The 18,341-nt window shown below is 34.6% G+C and carries 19 protein-coding genes and 2 tRNA genes; 15 read left to right on the top strand and 6 right to left on the bottom strand.

The features are described 5' to 3' along the window. Positions 1–287: 287 nt before the first annotated feature. Positions 288–926: a DUF3800 domain-containing protein gene (locus tag WKI77_RS01985; RefSeq protein WP_337860158.1), complete on the top strand. Its 639-nt coding sequence runs from the start codon at positions 288–290 to the stop codon at positions 924–926. Between the two features lie 368 nt (positions 927–1,294). Here the strand turns inward: WKI77_RS01985 and WKI77_RS01990 are convergent. The 3 genes from WKI77_RS01990 to WKI77_RS02000 all read right to left on the bottom strand — a co-directional run bounded on the left by WKI77_RS01990 (position 1,295) and on the right by WKI77_RS02000 (position 3,903). Continuing rightward, positions 1,295–1,368: transfer RNA gene (locus WKI77_RS01990), tRNA-Arg, on the bottom strand. A gap of 60 nt (positions 1,369–1,428) precedes the next feature. Then, the gene (locus WKI77_RS01995) at positions 1,429–3,165 is read right to left on the bottom strand and encodes a thiamine pyrophosphate-binding protein (RefSeq protein ID WP_337860159.1); all 1,737 of its coding nucleotides are present in this window, start codon (positions 3,163–3,165) and stop codon (positions 1,429–1,431) included. Between the two features lie 219 nt (positions 3,166–3,384). After that, on the bottom strand, positions 3,385–3,903 hold the full coding sequence (locus WKI77_RS02000; protein ID WP_337860160.1) for a DUF2269 domain-containing protein: 519 nt from the start codon (positions 3,901–3,903) through the stop codon (positions 3,385–3,387). 296 nt (positions 3,904–4,199) lie between these two features. On the opposite strand from WKI77_RS02000, the gene WKI77_RS02005 reads away from it, so the two are divergent. Then, positions 4,200–4,415, top strand: coding sequence for a hypothetical protein (locus WKI77_RS02005; protein ID WP_337860161.1), 216 nt, complete (start codon positions 4,200–4,202; stop codon positions 4,413–4,415). A 538-nt stretch (positions 4,416–4,953) separates the two neighbouring features. Here WKI77_RS02005 and WKI77_RS02010 read toward each other — a convergent pair. Next, positions 4,954–5,403, bottom strand: coding sequence for a multiprotein bridging factor aMBF1 (locus WKI77_RS02010; RefSeq protein WP_337860162.1), 450 nt, complete (start codon positions 5,401–5,403; stop codon positions 4,954–4,956). Between the two features lie 81 nt (positions 5,404–5,484). Between WKI77_RS02010 and WKI77_RS02015 the strand changes: the two genes are divergently transcribed. The 3 genes from WKI77_RS02015 to WKI77_RS02025 all read left to right on the top strand — a co-directional run bounded on the left by WKI77_RS02015 (position 5,485) and on the right by WKI77_RS02025 (position 6,943). Beyond that, on the top strand, positions 5,485–6,147 hold the full coding sequence (locus WKI77_RS02015; RefSeq protein WP_337860163.1) for a fibrillarin-like rRNA/tRNA 2'-O-methyltransferase: 663 nt from the start codon (positions 5,485–5,487) through the stop codon (positions 6,145–6,147). A 234-nt stretch (positions 6,148–6,381) separates the two neighbouring features. After that, positions 6,382–6,663: a hypothetical protein gene (locus WKI77_RS02020; protein WP_337860164.1), complete on the top strand. Its 282-nt coding sequence runs from the start codon at positions 6,382–6,384 to the stop codon at positions 6,661–6,663. A gap of 148 nt (positions 6,664–6,811) precedes the next feature. Beyond that, positions 6,812–6,943 (top strand): hypothetical protein, encoded by a 132-nt coding sequence (locus WKI77_RS02025; protein ID WP_337860165.1) that lies wholly within the window; start codon positions 6,812–6,814, stop codon positions 6,941–6,943. Here WKI77_RS02025 and aspS read toward each other — a convergent pair. Beyond that, entirely contained in the window at positions 6,908–8,191 is a 1,284-nt protein-coding gene (gene aspS / locus WKI77_RS02030) for an aspartate--tRNA(Asn) ligase (protein ID WP_337860166.1), read from the bottom strand. The two genes, WKI77_RS02025 and aspS, sit on opposite strands and share 36 nt — an antisense overlap. Positions 8,192–8,622: 431 nt before the next feature. Here aspS and WKI77_RS02035 point away from each other — a divergent pair, with 431 nt between their 5' ends. The 4 genes from WKI77_RS02035 to WKI77_RS02050 all read left to right on the top strand — a co-directional run bounded on the left by WKI77_RS02035 (position 8,623) and on the right by WKI77_RS02050 (position 13,417). Further along, positions 8,623–9,768, top strand: a complete 1,146-nt coding sequence (locus WKI77_RS02035) for a PLP-dependent transferase (RefSeq protein WP_337860167.1) — start codon at positions 8,623–8,625, stop codon at positions 9,766–9,768. A gap of 176 nt (positions 9,769–9,944) precedes the next feature. Further along, entirely contained in the window at positions 9,945–11,252 is a 1,308-nt protein-coding gene (locus WKI77_RS02040) for an NfeD family protein (protein ID WP_337860168.1), read from the top strand. 54 nt (positions 11,253–11,306) lie between these two features. Then, positions 11,307–12,254: an ROK family protein gene (locus WKI77_RS02045; RefSeq protein ID WP_337860169.1), complete on the top strand. Its 948-nt coding sequence runs from the start codon at positions 11,307–11,309 to the stop codon at positions 12,252–12,254. Between the two features lie 137 nt (positions 12,255–12,391). Then, on the top strand, positions 12,392–13,417 hold the full coding sequence (locus WKI77_RS02050; RefSeq protein ID WP_337860170.1) for a PTO1314 family radical SAM protein: 1,026 nt from the start codon (positions 12,392–12,394) through the stop codon (positions 13,415–13,417). Positions 13,418–13,427: 10 nt separating this feature from the next. On the opposite strand, the gene WKI77_RS02055 is transcribed toward WKI77_RS02050, so the two are convergent. Further along, a tRNA-Thr gene (locus WKI77_RS02055) sits at positions 13,428–13,501 on the bottom strand. A gap of 88 nt (positions 13,502–13,589) precedes the next feature. Between WKI77_RS02055 and WKI77_RS02060 the strand changes: the two genes are divergently transcribed. From WKI77_RS02060 to WKI77_RS02085, 6 genes are all read left to right on the top strand, one after another. Then, positions 13,590–15,683 (top strand): minichromosome maintenance protein MCM, encoded by a 2,094-nt coding sequence (locus tag WKI77_RS02060; protein WP_337860171.1) that lies wholly within the window; start codon positions 13,590–13,592, stop codon positions 15,681–15,683. Positions 15,684–15,698: 15 nt separating this feature from the next. Then, positions 15,699–15,986, top strand: a complete 288-nt coding sequence (locus WKI77_RS02065) for a DUF424 family protein (RefSeq protein ID WP_337860172.1) — start codon at positions 15,699–15,701, stop codon at positions 15,984–15,986. 90 nt (positions 15,987–16,076) lie between these two features. After that, positions 16,077–16,556, top strand: a complete 480-nt coding sequence (locus tag WKI77_RS02070; RefSeq protein WP_337860173.1) for a 30S ribosomal protein S13 — start codon at positions 16,077–16,079, stop codon at positions 16,554–16,556. Between the two features lie 9 nt (positions 16,557–16,565). Beyond that, positions 16,566–17,141, top strand: a complete 576-nt coding sequence (locus tag WKI77_RS02075; RefSeq protein ID WP_337860174.1) for a 30S ribosomal protein S4 — start codon at positions 16,566–16,568, stop codon at positions 17,139–17,141. Beyond that, positions 17,138–17,521, top strand: coding sequence for a 30S ribosomal protein S11 (locus WKI77_RS02080; RefSeq protein WP_009887283.1), 384 nt, complete (start codon positions 17,138–17,140; stop codon positions 17,519–17,521). The genes WKI77_RS02075 and WKI77_RS02080 overlap by 4 nt, the downstream gene beginning before the upstream one ends. 2 nt (positions 17,522–17,523) lie before the next feature. Further along, positions 17,524–18,336, top strand: coding sequence for a DNA-directed RNA polymerase subunit D (locus WKI77_RS02085; protein ID WP_337860175.1), 813 nt, complete (start codon positions 17,524–17,526; stop codon positions 18,334–18,336). Positions 18,337–18,341 lie beyond the last annotated feature (5 nt).

Consider the following 18,341-nt stretch of genomic DNA (forward strand, 5'->3'; position numbering starts at 1 on the left):
CCTGGCAGCATTATAATCATTATTAAAGGTATAATATGGATAGCAATTTTTTGCACTGCTATGCTTATTACAGTGAAATAGCATTGTTAAATATTGAAAAAATTATATTAATGCCTGGAATATATAACATAAGGATACATTTATGACCAACATAAATTCAGCATGCGAAAAATATTATTTGAAAAATTTTATAAAATTTAGATGCATTAACCAGCTTCGGCAAAAAAATAATATCATAAAAACTAAAATATTTTTGAACTTTAAAATATACATGAATGGTGTTATAATTGAATAAGCATTACATTTACATAGATGAGAGCGGTGATTTAGGTCTTTCATCAAATAGTTCTAATGTGATAATTATCTCAGCCATCATTACTGATAATCCTGCACAATTCGATAGAATAATTAAAAATGCCAGAAGAAACAAATTCAAAAAAGAATTAAGAAAGGCAAAAGAAATAAAATTTAATAAATCTAGTTTAGAACTCAAAGAATATTTAATAAGCAAGCTAAATGAAACAACAGGGTGCTATGGAGTGCATTGCATATTAGATAAGAGTAAATTATACAGTCCATACCTAAAGCAAAAGAAAGATAAGCTTTATAATTATATAGCAGGCGATCTGGCCAGTTTAATTAATTTAAATTCGAATAATGTAGAAGTAAGAATTGATAAATCAAAAGGAAAATATATCCTTAGAAAAGATTTCAATGAATATTTTAAATTCAAGTTAAAAAATGGCTCTAAAGTAGGCGTAGTTGAAATATATCACAGCAATTCAGAAAATTTTAGTGGAATACAAATGGCAGATGTAGTCGCAGGTGCAGCATATCAAAAATACAATAACAATAATGCAAATTATATAGATATTATTAATTTATCAAAATTTCCGCAAACATTTCATAAAATGTGGGAAAAATAATTCAGGTGCCTATTAATACATTTTAAGCATGCACCTTAAGGTACACTTGATCAATAGGTCTTATCCTTAAATATTTAATACATGATTATATATTAACTTTTTTATGCAAATGAATTAATGCCCTGATTTTACTTTATTTTATTATATATCGATATTATGGCAGCAGTGTTTAATTTTTCATCATAATATTTTGGAATAGTTTTATATAAATATCAAAATGGTTCTACAACCATATTATAAGGCATCAAAAAGTGAGCTTTTTTACTAGAAATAATTATTCGCAAATTCCTGTATTTTCATATATATTAAAAAAAATTTTATTGCTTATACTTTATAGATATTTGTTGGGGTTTTAACTTTTAATATTACGCCCGCGCCGGGATTTGAACCCGAATCTAAGGCTCCGCAGGCCTTCAGGATATCCAGATTACCCCACACGGGCTTATTGATATGGCTTAAACATATTTTAACTTTATAATAAATTAATGAAATATATATTATATTAATTGGGTTTGAATTCAGGCAATACAATATCTATAAGCGAAGGTTCTCCTTTCTTTGCCGATTTTATCGCTTTTTGAAATGCCATTTCGAGCTCTTCAATAGTATTTACACTGTAAGAATCAATGCTGAATCCCTTTGCTATTATGGCAAAATTCATTCTCGGGTTATCTATGTCTATAAATTCAGCATCCTTTGAATTTTTAACATATTTTTGAGTTGTATTATCAAAATATGGCCATTCAATTGCCCAGGAACCATTATTCAGTATTATATATATAACTCCCAAACCATAATGCTTGACACTCCATAATGCTGATGTTATATTTCCAAATACAGCATCCCCGTCTCCTGTAATGCACACTACTGGATTGTAATTGCCTGCTTTTTTGATATATTTTTCCTCATTTTTGGCTAAAAATGCGCCATATGCCATTCCTATAGGTGATCCTAGATGGCCGCTCGGGTTGCTGAAAAATGTTCCGGGCTCTTCAAGTTTAACTTGCTGGTTAATTCCATTGTAGTATTTTATGCTGCCATTTACCATGGTCATTCCATCTTCCCAGTATTTGTTTAATATAAAACCTATTGAATTATCAGTTAATTTTCCAGATCCTGTATCTTTTTCAGCCAGAGCCTGGATATTTTTTATTAATTCGTAATGTTTTTCCTTTATGGATTCCCTGCGATCTTCTATCGATTCCATTGTAGTACTGTCAATATTAATTTTTCTCATTAACAGTTCAAGCGTAGGGCCAAGGTCGCACTCTATATCTATGGAATTAAAGAGATTCGAAGATCCATAATCTCCGCCACTGTAAATATCCCTGCGCCTTACAAATTCAGTGGAAAAATCTATAATTTTCCTATCTTCTGGAAATGCATTTCCCGGAAGTATTCCAAATTCAAACAGGAGCAGAAGGTCATCAGTTCCTGTTTCAGGTACATACATTCTTGGAACAAAACCTAAATGCATTTCATTATACAGTGGGAAGCTCATAAAATATCTTCGTTCCTTAACTCCTACACCAAAATGATAGGCAAAATCAATCATGGTTTTCACATAATCCATATTTCTACCTGCATGAGAAATAAATATCTCCGGATTTTTGGATGAAAGTATATCGTCGCCTATTTTTTTAATAGTATCCATATCTGGCACTCTCTTATTATAGTAAAATTTCTTGATTCTTAGCTTTTCACCATCATACGGTTTCTGCATTAAATCATGCCGCAAGGTTAAAAATGATATTCCTTTAGGCTCAAGTTGTGTAATAAAGAATGCCTTTGAAATATCCTGTTCCATCATTTCTTCTGACTGGGAGTTATTGGCCCATTTAACCCATGGCTCTATTACCTGCAGGTGTTTTGATGAATAATGGCTTGTTGGATCATTTAACAGATGAGTTCCTGGAATATCTCTTGAGGCCAGTACAAGCAACGGTGCCATATTCAGATAAGATGAATATAAAGCACCTATGGAATTCTGCGTGCCAACTATTCTATCAACAATTGCAATCCCTGTTTTATTTTTTGCAAGTGCGTAGCCCTCCGCAGAACTGACAGCTGTAAATTCATGCAGTGCCTGTATCCATTTTAATCCCTTTTCAACTGAAATCGCATCCTGTATTTCTGCCATGCCGGCACCGGTTGTGCCAAATATAAAGTTATTGCCATACAGTTTAAGCGTTCTTATCAGTACCTGTGCAAGAGTTTTAATTTCATAATCATCATCCATATTTTCAATATTAATTCTACAAATTTAAAAGTATGCTATGGCAGTACGGTCTATTGTTGCCATATCAAAATTTTTTGAAATAAGTTAATTAAATGTAATGTGCAAATACCGGATTTATGGCAATAATTTCAATTTAAAGCAAAAAATTGGATTAATATTTTACCGATCAAGAATTCAATAAATAATCAGGTGCCGATTAAAAAAATAAAAATGCTTATTTTAGTAATAAACACGCATGGCAACCATCAGTATAACTATTATAACCATCAACACCATAGTTATCATTGAATATACATGTGTAACCTTTCTGATCCTTTTAACTTCGTCCAGCTTTCTTTCTTCATTTAGCCTGACTATAAGTTTTCCATGGTAAATATTATTTCCGTACATTATTACTATCATGGCTATTATCAATATTTCAGCTATAAACAATAATTCCCCACCGATACTTTCAAAATACAATGCAGGGTTAAATAAATATTTATACGTCATCAATAGCCCTGTAAGTATAAGAAGCCCCAGTGTAAGATTTGTCCAGAAAGCAAAGCGATGGCCAACATATCCGAGCAGCCTTGTTCTGAGTCTGTCATCATTCATTTTATATGATTCTGGCCAGAGAATGAGCCATATAAATATGGAACCGCCAACAAATGTAATGGCAGATAAAACGTGTATGGACAAAAGAATTAAAAAAACTATGTTATATTCAAATTGTGAGATAACAATATCATAAAACATTAAAGATAATTATTTTAATGTATATTAAGTTTATAAATGAAATTGAGAGCTATCAAGAACATTGTTCAGCTGTAGCCATAGATAATATATTTGTAATAATAGGCGGAAGGCCTTAGCAAATTGAATTTGAGAAATTGCTATTCAGGCTACATCTAAATCGGAATCTATTCTTTATGTTAATTTTTATATATCAACATATACAAAAAACTTAGTGAAAGGATTGAATTTACAAAAATAATTGAGGAACAATAAGATGATTTCTTACACTGATTCAAATATTTTTTATGAGGGCCTTGGTGATTCGCCTATTAAGAGCGGAATACCCCCAAATAGTAGGGAATTTAAGCCTGTGGACAGAACTGCCAATACTGTACCCTCTTGCAGGGAGGGGAAATAGTGCAAGTAAACTGGTTGAAGCAGGAAGCCCACGTTCTTTAGGCATAGAAGGACATAAATATCCGGTCTTATACGATAATCTAGAAGAGGCAGGAATTTCCAAAAATACTGTATAAAATTGAAAATAAAGAAATAAAAGCATACGCATCAATATTTATTTGAAATGAAGTTTCATATGTTACACAAAAAATATCTGGTAAAACATGTTCTATTGATATCAGTAAAAAATTTTTAAATTTTCCATTCCTCCACTTTATCTAGAGTGTTAGGTTTTTGGGAGGCAATAAAATTAATGATCTTTAGATGCGGAAGTATGCAGCAGTTGATTCAGTCTATACATTGATAAAATTATTGAAGGAATTTAAAAGTAAATGCCTCAGCATATTAAGAAGAGCCGGCAAGAAAGAGCCAATAATAGGAATAGCAAGATTATTATCTCAAACAACATTTATAATTGTTAAAAATATAAATAGATTCATTAATATTAGGTTTAATTCATTGAATGAAACAAAATGATTAAAAAATCTACAGAATTATAATTACCTTGATAAACGCAAACATTTTCAAAAAAATAATATTCAGGAGGATGTTAACATGCATTGAATATGATTTTTAAATAAAAAACTCCAATATTAAAATTTTATTGATTGGCAATTAATTCTTTTCAAGCAATTTTATATTTAGAACCTTTTCCAGTTTCCTTGCTATATTTATATTAGGAAGAAGTTCGCCTCTTTCTATATTGGATAAAACATTTTTTCTCTCGAATATTTTCTTTGCAAGATCATCTTGTGTCATGTTCATTTCTTCCCTTTTATTTTTTATAATGTTTGAATAGTCTTCCACAACATCAAGTTCTTCAACATTCTCCCTTTTCACCGGTTTCTTAGCAGTATTAGTTTTTTTAAAGGGTTTTTTATACGTTACCACATTTATTTTTTTTTCTGGAAATTTTATTGTAAGCGTTTCACTAATATTATTTAATTTTTTTTCTTCTACCGGTTCACCAAATTTTGCACAGTTTGGGCATACAGTCAGGACTGCACCGGATATTCTTACCTTTATTAATTTATCACTTGAGGATCCACACATTTCACAGTTCATATTCATACATATCCTACTGAAATATAGTTTTTGTCTTTTGAAATAGAGAAATTATTTATTTTCATTGTGTATAGAGAAAGGATGAAAAAATATGGCCAGCCTCTGAAGCTCGAAAATAAGAGGATAGTTATTGACAGGAACCGGATATTTACAGTCAGTGGCTATAACCAGTCCGTATACGGTGAAAAAATAAAAAGATCCGGTGGTTTTTATCTCAGGGAATGGAATCCAAGAAGAAGTAAACTCGGAGCCGCAATCCTGAAAGGTTTCTCATCCATGCCGCTGAAAGATGATTCAACCGTTCTCTATCTAGGCGCATCAACCGGCACTACAGTAAGCCATGTATCGGATATATGCTTCAGGGGAAATGTCTTTGCAGTTGAATTTTCGTATGATTCTTTTATAAAACTGTACGCTCTGGCCGGAAAAAGAAACAATATCTACCCAATTCTTGAAGATGCTAATATGCCGGAGAAATATGAATTTTTTGTTGATAGCCCGAATATCATATACCAGGATATTGCCCAGCGAAATCAAATTCAAATCTTCAACGAAAATTCAACGAAATTTTCCGATGCCAGAAAAGCGATGTTAATAATAAAAGCACGCGCAATATCATCCAGCAAGTCGGAAAAGAGCATAATAAACTCAGCATTACGTGAAATAAAGGATTTCACAGTTAAGAACATAATAGACCTCAAGCCTTACGATATAGGCAATTATTTTGTTTATCTAGAGAGATAATATCACGCATATACATATTAATATTAAAAATAAATTGATTTAAATAATTATTAAATAGCAATTTTTTACAATTTAACTATAATTATATCACAGCAAATCATTGCATTAATTCGGTTTTATTACAATTTTTGGAATAAATATTTTTTTGTGGGGAAATATATATTTAATCTGACATGAAATTCCGTTAGAAAAGGTTATATAGTTCTCTTTTTTATATATTATTAGGTAAGAGACTTGAAAATAGAGATAGGAGAAAAATATGATTTCGAAATAGAAAAGTCTGACATAGAGAATGTAAAAGAGGGTTCTGTAATCGCTACCTACTATAGCCTGGGAAACCCCATATATGTCGAATTAGTGATTAATAGAAGCCTATCAAAGGAGGTCAATAAATTCTTCGCAAACACAGACAAAAAATCAGCAATAATATCAATAGAAAGAATATCAAAATCAAAGTACAGAATAACTCCAACTATAGTAATATTAAACAGGCAGCGAGGTGCATTACAGAAATAGAATACCTTTTTAGCATATATTTTTTAAATAAAGATTTTTTATATATTTTGCAGTTTATGGTAGATATATTTTTAACACTCAAAATTAAGTCGATAATAACAAAAAGTTTATATACGAAATTTTTAATATGTAAGTAAGGGTCTTTCTCATGTCGATATACAGAAAGAAAGGAAAAGATGATTTAGACGAAACAGCTAGCTATGAAGATTTAGAAAAAGATATATGGAGTGAGGATAAAAATAAATCAGGGAGAAAGTCTGGTTCTGTCTCTAGGAAATAACGTGGATTCTCTCACATTGTTAAGCTTAAGCAAGTTCATCACAAGCCGCTCAAGCCCCAAGCCCCATCCGGCATGTGGTGGCATTCCGTACTTAAATGCTTTCTCATAAAACTCAAAATTTTGTTTATTTAAACCTTTTTTGATAAAATTCTCATCCAGCATTTTGTAATTATGCATTCTCTGTGCTCCTGATGTAACTTCTATATCGTTTAACTGAAGATCAAATGATTTAGTTATTTTGGGATCGGTATCAGGATGTGTATAGAAAGGCCGCATATCTGAAGGCCATCCGGTGATAAAATAAAATCCTTCGAAATTTTCAGCAAGAGCTTTATTAGCCTCAGGCGATAAGTCATCGCCGAAATTTAATTTTAATCCTTTTTTGTTCAGTTCTTCTAGAGCTTTTTCATATGTTATTTTTGGGAATGGAGGATAAATTTTTTCAACGTTATATCCATATTCCTGAAGTTTTAAGCCCATAAAATCAACAGTCCGGTTAACTGCATATGATATTGCATTTTCAAGGTATTCCATGGCTTTCCTATCGTCTATAAATGCAGCTTCCATATCTATTGAAGTGAATTCATTTAAATGCCTGACAGTATTTTCTTTTTCCGCCCTGAAAGCAGGGCCGACTTCGAATACTTTATCAAAGCCTGAAGATATAAGAATCTCCTTATAAAGCTGCGGAGACTGGTTCAGAAACGCATCCCTCTCAAAATACTCAACCCTGAAAAGATCTGCACCCCCCTCTGTTGCTGCTCCAACTATTTTTGGAGTATGCACCTCAATAAAATTTTCCCTGTTCATGTATTCCCTTATTCCATATAGAAGCTGGCTCTCAAATTGGAATATAATCAGATGCTCAGGTTTTCTCAGATCAAGAAACCTGTTGTTGAACCGTGTATCAAAATCTGCAGAAACTCTATCTATTACACCGAGGGGAAGTGGAGTATCTGATAATGAAAGAATTTCAATTTCCGTGCCTAATATTTCCATGCCCGCTTTACTGACGCTTTTTTTATTTAAGGTTCCATGCACAGAGATTACAGATTCCCTGGTTATATCATAGAACTGGTCATAATTGCTTAATTTGTCTTTTTTTGCGGTTACCTGTATGATTCCAGTATTGTCCCTCACAATAATAAACATTAAGTTCTTAATTTTTCGAGTTTCCTGAACCCATCCCTTTACTGTTAATTCATCGCCGTCATCCATTTTTTTAATATCAGCAATATAAGTTCTCATCCTTATGGTATATTTATCTATTATTAAATTTTTTAACTTTTAGTTTTTTCTTTATTGTTTTCAATTTAAATGCTTTAAAGCGATGAAGGTTATGAAATTTGTTAACCATACTAGTAAACTCCTTTAGAAATTATCATCTCCTTTATGTTTAAACTTCGTGGGTGCAACCCAACACCCTCTATCCCGTCTTTAAATGATTCTGGGATTGCTTTTCTTATCATATTGTATGCAGCATTGGTATCTGCATTAATTATTATTCCCTTAGATATTCTGAATAAGCCTCTTGATATTCTCTTTCCTGCATAGTTATTATGATGTTATATTGTTTCTTTATCAGGGAATTGTTGACGATATAAAAATTCGGATGATTAATTTTAATTCACATTGGTAATATTACAAAAATTAATATTTAATTTAATATAAGCATATTTATGTCCAGTAACGGTTTTAATACTAAATGTGTCCATTCAGGCGATATGGAAATAAAAGGCATCGGAAATGTTGTAACACCAATATTCGAAAATTCAACATTTGAATTCCAGAAAAGCGGAGTTCCCGGAGACTATATTTACTCAAGGTGGGGAAATCCCACAGTCGAATCTTTTGAAAAAAAATACGCCGAACTGGAAAATACAAAACATTCTTTTGCATATTCTACAGGCATGGCAGCCATAACATCTTCTGTTATGCCATTTTTGCATGCTGGGGATTCTGCACTATGCCTCAATGAGCTCTATGGCCAGACACTGGAATTTTTCTCAAAGGTTTTGCCGCAGTATAAAATAGATATAGATTTTATAGGGGTTGAAGATTTAAATAAACTTGAATTTAAAAACAAAAAATATAAGGCGCTTTACATAGAATCAATAACAAATCCATTGCTGGATGTTCCAGACATAATAGAACTTGCTAGAATCTGCAGGGAAAAGGGAATAAAGCTCATTGTTGATGCAACATTTGCAACACCATATAACCAGAATCCTGTTTCACTTGGAGCTGATGTGGTACTGCATAGTGGAACAAAATATATATCCGGCCATTCTGATTTGTTAATAGGTTTATCCGGTTTTAACGACAACTATGATGATCTGGACTTTTACAGGAAAACCTTTGGCGGTACACCGGATGCATTCCAGGCATTTCTTGCTTACAGAGGATTAAAAACTTTAGGCTTAAGAATTGAGAGGCATAACAGCAATGCCAGGAAACTTGCAGAAGTATTGCACGATTCGGAAAAAATTGAAACCGTTTATTATCCCGGCTTAAAAGACGGAGAGTATTATAAAGTCGCGGAAAATAATTTAAAAGGCTATGGTGGCATGGTATCATTCAAGGTAAAGGGCGGAATTGAGAACTCACATAAATTAATTGAAAACCTGACCATACCGAAATATGCTGTCAGCCTTGGCGGTGTGGAGAGCCTCATATCAATACCGGTAGAAGGGACACACAGGGCACTTACACCTGAAGAGAGAAAAGCTTCAGGCATAACTGATAATCTTGTCAGGCTTTCAGTTGGCATAGAGGATTCAGAAGATCTGGTAAACGACTTTGAAAATGCCCTTGCAAAGATCTGATTTTGCAATTATAAAAAAATATGTATATGCATATATTTTTATGCATTTTCAACGCATTTAAATTTTAGGTATTATTTTTGATCTGGAGTTATAAGGCAATGCTCTTCCCAGGAAACATTGCATTTTATATTAACCGCTTAAAGAAAAATATAATAATAGATGTAGATTAATCATTTATGATAAAATCAAAAGGGTTGCTAATAGCCATTTTAACCCTTATTCTGCTTCTTCTTGTTGTATCATCAGCAGGCAGCACATTGCATAGTGCAGAGTCTGATAAGGCGGGCGATGGCAAGGTAGTGGTTATAATTAATCTTACTGGAACTATCAGTGCCGGCAGCACAAACATGTTCAGGTCGGAACTTTCAGATATAAATAATTCAACAGTAAAAGCCGTAGTTATAAATATGAATGCAGGAGGCGGGATACTTGCTCAGGCTCTTGATATGGATAAATATATTAATTCTGCAGAAAGTAAGGGAATCCCAGTTTATTCATACGTAATGCCCTTCGGATCTGCATCATATGCAGGAACATACATTGCAATGGATGCCAACGGTCTATATATGGCACCTGGTACATCTATCGGGCTTTCTGAACCGACGATTATAGGAGGAACTGCCGCAGAGGATCAGGAAAATACGGCAAACTATGCTGCACTGATGGGCAATATGGCATCGGCACATGGCAGAAACTCAACTGCAGCTGAGAATATGGTTGTACATGATACAGATTACACTGCCTCAGAAGCCGCAGGCATGAATTTATCCAGCGGAATATCGTCTTCATTAAATGCAATGCTCGGGAGTTTGAATTTAAGCTCTTACACCAGGCAATATGTTAATCAAAATGTTTACGACAATTTCCTTAATTTTATTGGGAATCCACTCGTTGCAGGAATTTTAATACTTATTGGAATAGTGACAGTATTTCTAGATCTATATCATGGAACAATAATTCTGTCCATTGCAGGTTTTATAATGATCGCTCTTGGTTTACTTGGCGCAGATATAATAAATGCTTCTATATTTGGCCTAATCCTTCTGTTACTGGCGGGAATATTAATATTTATTGAATTCAAAACGAATCATGGAATTGCACTGCTTGCCGGGCTTATAACAGGCATTGCAGGGATTTATTTCCTTGCATCATCCTATGGAACATCAAATCCAGGTTATTCGCCATCACCATTCGGCCCAGATTTTTATCTTGCATCTGTAGTTATAGTCCTTACAGGCATACTTCTTATCGTATATTTAAGCAAAATCCTGAAGTCCCAGGAAAGGGAACACTATACAGGGGGCGAATCCCTAATAGGGCACAGTGCCTCTGTAATAACCCCAATGAAAAGGAATCAAACAGGATTTGTTTCAATAGAAGGTGTTCAGTGGAGAGCCCTGAATGCTGGTGTGGATGTAAATCAAAACGATAAGGTTATAATAATACAGAGAAAAGGATTGACGCTTACAGTTAAGAAGATATAAAAATACATTTGATTTCAGGCTCATATTTATATGTCTTTTTAAAATATAGAAATAATGTATATACTCGGTTATGATGTTGGCGGTACAAAAATTTCTGCGGTTATTGGTGACGAAAAGGGGAAGATATTGAAAAAGGTATACAGAAGAACAACCAAAGAATATGGGAAATCTGGCATAACCAGCGAGTTGATTGAAATGGGGGAGGAACTTATTAAAACCTCCGGAATCAAGGAAATATATAAAATTGGAATCATATTTGCAGGGCCAGTAGATGCAGAAAATGGAATTATTATTTCATCACCAAATATTATCGGCTTGAAGAATTATAATATAACAAAGGAGCTGGAAAACCATTTCAATGTAAAAGTTTACCTTCAGAACGATGCCTCTGCATCTACAATTGCCGAGAAATTATACGGATCAGCCAAAAACCTTTCAAATTTTGTTTATATTACACTAAGCACCGGTATAGGTGGGGGAATTTTTATAAATAACAAATTATATAAAGGTGCCCACGGGATGGCAGGCGAACTGGGCCATATGGTTATCATGCCCAACGGGCCTGTATGTGGTTGCGGGAGAAGGGGATGTCTGGAAGCCATAGCCGGTGGAAGAGGCATAGCAAGAAGAGTTATAGAAAATATAAGTGCAGTCAAAAACTCTACTATATTCTCAGATATGAACCCCGCAGATATTGACGCTAAAAAGATATTTGCTGCAAAAAAAGCTGGAGATATGTTTGCTCAGTTAATTGTGGAGGAAACAATATACTATCTAGCAGTTGGAATTGTGAATATAATAAATATTCTTGATCCGGAAGCAATAATAATTGGAGGCGGGATCTCCATGGAAGGTGATGATCTCTTCAGGCCTTTGAAACTTGCGGTACAGGAAGAAATGAAATCTATGAAAAGGCCTGTTAAAATATTAAAAGCTTTGAAAAATGGGGCAGATCTTGCATGCATTGCTATTACAGAATATAAAGAGCAAATGCTTCAATGAAGTAAAGCCATCACACTTATTTACAAAGGCCGATATTTAATTCAGAGTTTTCTTCATGGCAATTGAAATTAATGTCCATTAAGGATTTATTACAAAAGTTTAAATAAAGATATTGACTAGTATTGGTTAGGTGTTTTATGTCCGTTTATAATGCAGTTGTCTTAAGGTCAATAAAAAGAAATGTTTCAAGGATCAAAAATAAGAAACTGCCAACCATAGCCGGCCATAAGCTTTTATATGAATGTAATTTAAGATGCAAAATGTGCCCCTTCTGGCGCAGGCCGGATAGCAAATTATTATCACTTGATCAGGAAATTTTGATTATGGAAAAGTTGAAGGAAGCAGGAGTATCATATCTAGGATTTGAAGGAGGGGAACCACTCCTAAGAAATGATACGCCTGAAATATTAAAAGAAAGCCATAAAAGATTTCATACTTCCATGGTAACCAACGGATGGAGGCTCGAGAAAAAAATTAATGAAATATATACTTCTCTGGATTTTCTTTTTGTTTCTATAGATGGGGGTATGAAAGTGCACGATAGCATGCGTGGAATGCATGGATCATTTGAACATGCCGTCAGGGGAATAAATGCTTCGAAACATAAGGTACCGGTTGCAATGAGTTCAACAATAACAAAGGAAAATATAAGCAGCATAAACGATATACTTGACCTTGGAGATGATCTTGAAGTTCCCATAAACTTCCAGATTGAATACGATTATTCCACCGCTGAAAAAATATCACCGGAAAAGGGGAAATTGCTGGAATTATTAAATATGCTTATTGACAGAAAAAAATCCAGCAATACAATTATGAATACTGTCCAGTATTTCGAATCAATCAGGGATTCCTGGTTTTACGGTTACAAATGGGAATGCAGGCCATGGCTTACAATTAATATAGATCCGGAAGGGAAAGTTGTAACTCCATGTTATATCATTAATGAATATTCAGGATCTGATTATGTATGGAATTTAGATATAAAAAAGGTCTGGAATAGCTTTGACTGGGAGCCATACAGGTCATGCAATAAATGCGCATTATCATGTTACCTGGAACCTTCACTGTTTAAGTGGACCAGTCCATCCATGGTTAAAAGCAGAATAATAGATGCAACTATAGATTACATAAAGTTCAATTCTTCCAGAAAAAATTATTGAACGATAATAGAGCCGCCGACGGGATTCGGTCCCGCGACCTCGTGCTTACCAAGCACGCGCTCTACCAGGCTGAGCTACGACGGCACTAAAGGTTAATGCTGAGTATATATAAATTATTTTTGAATCTGATGCAGATAAAGTGTTAAATACTTATTATATATAATAATTTTACATGTTCAATACCAGTATAGAAGCAGACAATATTAAACGCCAGTGGATCGACTTTTTCGACCGCTATGATTATAATGACCAGATCAACAAACTCAGAAGTGACTATCCAGAGATAAAATCGTTGTATGTTTCATATAATGATTTATCTGGCTATAGCTCGGATTTTATTGAAGGGCTAATGAAAAGTCCATATGATTATCTAACTATTGGGGAAAATTATATAAAAGAAACCCTTGGCATTACATATAACAAAATCAGGAGGATAAACATTAGAATAGAAAACATACCTGATATTAATGGAATCAAATATGATATAAGGAATGTGAGAAGCAGCAATGTAAATTCATACATAGCTATAAATGGCATAATCAGAAAAAATACTGAAGTCTTGCCAAGATTGCAAAATGCTGCATTTAAATGCCCGGCCTGTGGTGAATTTACAACAGTTCCTGAGGATATACATAAACTCTATGAGCCGAAAATATGCCAGGCCTGTGGATATGATAAGGGAAAACTCATACTTGTTCCAGAAGAATCCGAGTTTGTTGATTCGCAGAAACTGGAAATACAGGAAAATCCAGATTCAATTGATGGAACATCACAGCCACAGAGGCTTACAATAATATTTGAAGATGACATAACAGGCAAAATATATCCCGGAGACAGAGTAACAATATACGGCATATTGAAAGCGGATGAAAAACATATTGGAAACACTATGTTAACTGAATACGATCTTTACCTCAACGCAAATAATTTTCAAAAGGAAACCAGAGATTTTGAGGAAATTAAAATTAATGATGAGGACGAAAAAAAGATTAAGGAACTGGCCAGGGAGCCAAATATAATAGACAGGCTTTCAAAATCCATTGCGCCATCAATATATGGCTTAGAAGTAATAAAAAAATCACTTGTATTGCAGCTCTTTGGCGGTGTCAGAAAGATAATGAAAGATGGCACGCATATAAGGGGAGACATACACATACTTATGATAGGGGACCCTGGAACTGCAAAATCACAATTATTGCGCTATATGACTTATATTTCGCCGAGAAGTGTATTTGCCTTTGGTAAGGGTTCCAGTGCTGCTGGATTAACTGCAGCTGCTGTAAGGGATGATTTTGGCGAGGGTAGATGGACATTAGAAGCCGGTGTACTGGTGCTTGCAGATAATGGCTTTGCTGCTATAGACGAGCTTGACAAAATGGATAAAAATGATACAGCATCAATGCATGAGGCAATGGAGCAACAATCGGTAACAATATCAAAGGCTGGAATAATGGCCACTCTTAAATCAAGATGTTCCATACTGGCTGCAGCAAATCCGAGATTTGGAAGGTACGATCCAATGAAGACAATAGCAGAGCAGACCGAATTTCCTCCTCCATTGCTATCAAGATTTGATATTATATTTAAGTTAATAGATACTCCAAACAGGGAAATAGATGATAAGCTTGCAGAACATATTTTGAAAACAAACAGGCTTGGTGAGATTTATAGAAGCCTTGAAAGCAACAATATTGATATCAATATTCCTGATGAAGAAAATTTTGTAGCTGAACTGGATAAAAACTTTATCAGAAAATATGTATCATATGCAAAAAATCACGTATTTCCAAGATTGAGCGACGAAGCAATAAGCATATTAAAGGAAGAATATGTAAAAACCCGTTCCAGCGGCATAGACTCTGTTCCTATTACTGCAAGGCAGCTTGAATCCACAATAAGGCTATCCGAGGCTGCTGCAAGAAGCAGGCTTTCCCCAATTATAACCGTTGAGGACGCTCTACTTGCAAAAGGCATTGTCGATTATTATTTAAAGGAAGTTTCTGCCATGAATGGGCAGGTGGATATTGATATACTCAACACTGGAATAAGCACAAAGCAAAGAACTGAACTGGAAGTTGTGCTTGCAGCTATAAAAGAAGCCAAAGAAAGCAGCGGGGAACAGAGAACGGCACCTGAAATTAAAGACGTAATAGAAATATTAATGCAGAAAGGAATAAGCAAGGAAAGGGCAGAAACAGATCTTGCTAAGCTAAAGAGTGATGGATTCATTTACGAGCCTTCACATAAAAGAGTGGACGTGATCTGACTGAATAACATAAATATGAAAATACTTAATATAAACGGAGAAGTATTGCTGGCAGCGGCTGACAGCGATATTATGAACATGGACTTGAGGGAAGGAAGGCTGCATTTGAATGTTAAACCAGAATTTTATGGTGATATGAAAGTCTCGGAGGAGACGTTTATTTCGTCTCTTGGCATATGCACTATTGCAAATCTGGTTGGAGATCATGTGGTAAATGCCGCAATAGATGCAAATTATATAGACAAAGAAAACATAATTAAAATTGATGGTGTGCCATATGCACAGCTGGCAAAAATCATATAATCATGCTCTTTGCAGAAACCCGAAAAACAATGGTAAAGGATATATATAGTTAAATAATAGGGAATAACTTGCAGTTAACAGGATGGTAATATGGCTGATAACAAAAAAGATAATGAAAATTTTCAGTATATTGTTCGAATCGCGAATAAGGATATTAAAGGGGAGAGAAAATTAGAGGTAGCTCTAGCCGATGTAAATGGTATAGGAGAAAGGCTTGCAACTATACTTATCAAGAAATTTAACCTGGGCAAAAACAGGCAGATCGGTGAATTAAGCGAAGATGAAATTCTTAATATCAGAAAATATGTTGAAAATAAGGAATATGATGGAATGCCAGTATGGCTTTTAAACCACAGGAAAGATATAACAACAGGAAAAAATCTAAATCTTTTATCAAATGATCTAAATCTTCAGATTAATGATGATGTAAATCTCATGAAAAAAATGAGATCATACCGTGGCCTCAGGCATGAGCAGGGGCATAAGGTAAGAGGCCAGAGAACCCGTTCTAATGGAAGACACGGATTATCAATGGGTGTAATTAGAAAAAAGCAGGAACAGAAAAAATAAGGTGATTTAATGGGAGATCAAAAATTTCAGAGAAAGAGATATTCAACTCCAAGGCATCCCTGGGAGAAGGAAAGAATAGGCAGTGAAAGGGAGATTGTTAATAAATACGGATTAAAAAATAAAAGGGAATTATGGAGAGCTCAGGCTGTCCTGTCCTCTTTCCGTGCACAGGCTAGAACACTTCAGGCAAAGGTCAGATATAATGATCCAATTGCACAGAAACAATTCCAGCTTTTATTAAAAAAACTCGATAAATTAAGCTTCCTGAGCGAGGGTGCAACACTTGATGATATTCTTACCCTTAATATTGAGAACATACTTGACAGAAGGCTTCAGACACTTGTATACCAGTTAAATATGGCTACAACAATGAAACAGGCAAGGCAGCTTATAACTCATGGCCATATCAAGGTAGGAGACCGTATTGTTACTGTGCCGAGCATTGCAATTCAAAAAGGAGAAGAAGATTATATTACTTACAGTGAAAAATCACCATTTTCAGACGATAAGCATCCAATCAGATTGATACTTTCTGGAAGAGCAGAAAATCAGGAAGAAAATAATGAGAAGGGTGAAAGGAAATGAATAAAATAGGAATTGCACATATATATGCATCACAAAATAACACAATAATATTGATTACAGACCAGACCGGCTCAGAAACAATAGCAAAATCCACGGGCGGCATGGTTGTAAAAAACGACCGTGAGGAATCAAGTCCCTATGCAGCTATGAAAGCTTCAGATATAATTACCGAAAAACTTAGGGAAAAGGAAATTACAGATTTGATCATAAGAGTCAGGGCACCGGGAGGAAGTAGATCCAGAATACCCGGTCCAGGTGCACAATCTGCTATAAGAACACTTTCAAGAGCTGGATTTAAAATTTTGAGAATAGAAGAAGTCACACCTACACCTCATGATGGAACAAAAAAGAAGGGCGGAAAGAGAGGAAGGAGAGTTTAATCATGATTAAAATCTTGGAGTTAAAGGACAATTTCATTAGTTTTTCCGCAGACGGTATTACACCGGGAATTGCCAACTCTATAAGGCGGACACTGATCAATGATATACCGAAACTGGCCATTGAAAACGTTATTTTTCACCATGGCGAAATAAGGGACGCAGATGGCAATGTCTACGACTCATCTCTCCCATTATTCGATGAAGTTGTTGCATCCAGGCTTGGCCTTATCCCATTAAAAAGTGATTTATCATTAAATTTCAGGGATGAATGTTCATGCGGAGGAAAAGGATGTGACCTCTGTACAATAACATATTCAATTAACAAACTTGGTCCAGGCATGGTTTTCTCATCTGACATAATGCCTGTAAACAATCCAGAACTTACGGTTGCGGATCCACTTATACCGATTATAGAACTTAAAAAAAATCAGGCAATGCTGGTCACATGTGAAGCGATACTTGGCCGTGGAAAAGAACATGCAAAATGGCAGGCAACATCGGGTGTTTCATATAAATATCACAGAAATTTCCATGTAACAAAATCTGTAATGGATGGCTGGCAGTTTTACAAGGATAAATGCCCAAAATCCGTTGTCAGCGAAAACGATGATATCATAGTTTTCACCGATGATATACACTGCAGTTTCCTTTCACAGTTGATGGAAAGGGACGGTGTTGTTGTAGAAGAGGATGCCAGCAAATTTATATTTAAATTTGAAACTGACGGTTCATTGAAAGCAAAAGACGTTTTAAACTATGCATTGCAGAGATTGATTCAGCGATTTACAATTTTAATGGAAAGTTTATCCGATTAAAAGTA

The sequence above is a fragment of the Ferroplasma sp. genome (genome assembly GCF_037442045.1).
In the GTDB taxonomy this organism is placed as follows: Archaea; Thermoplasmatota; Thermoplasmata; order Thermoplasmatales; family Thermoplasmataceae; genus Ferroplasma.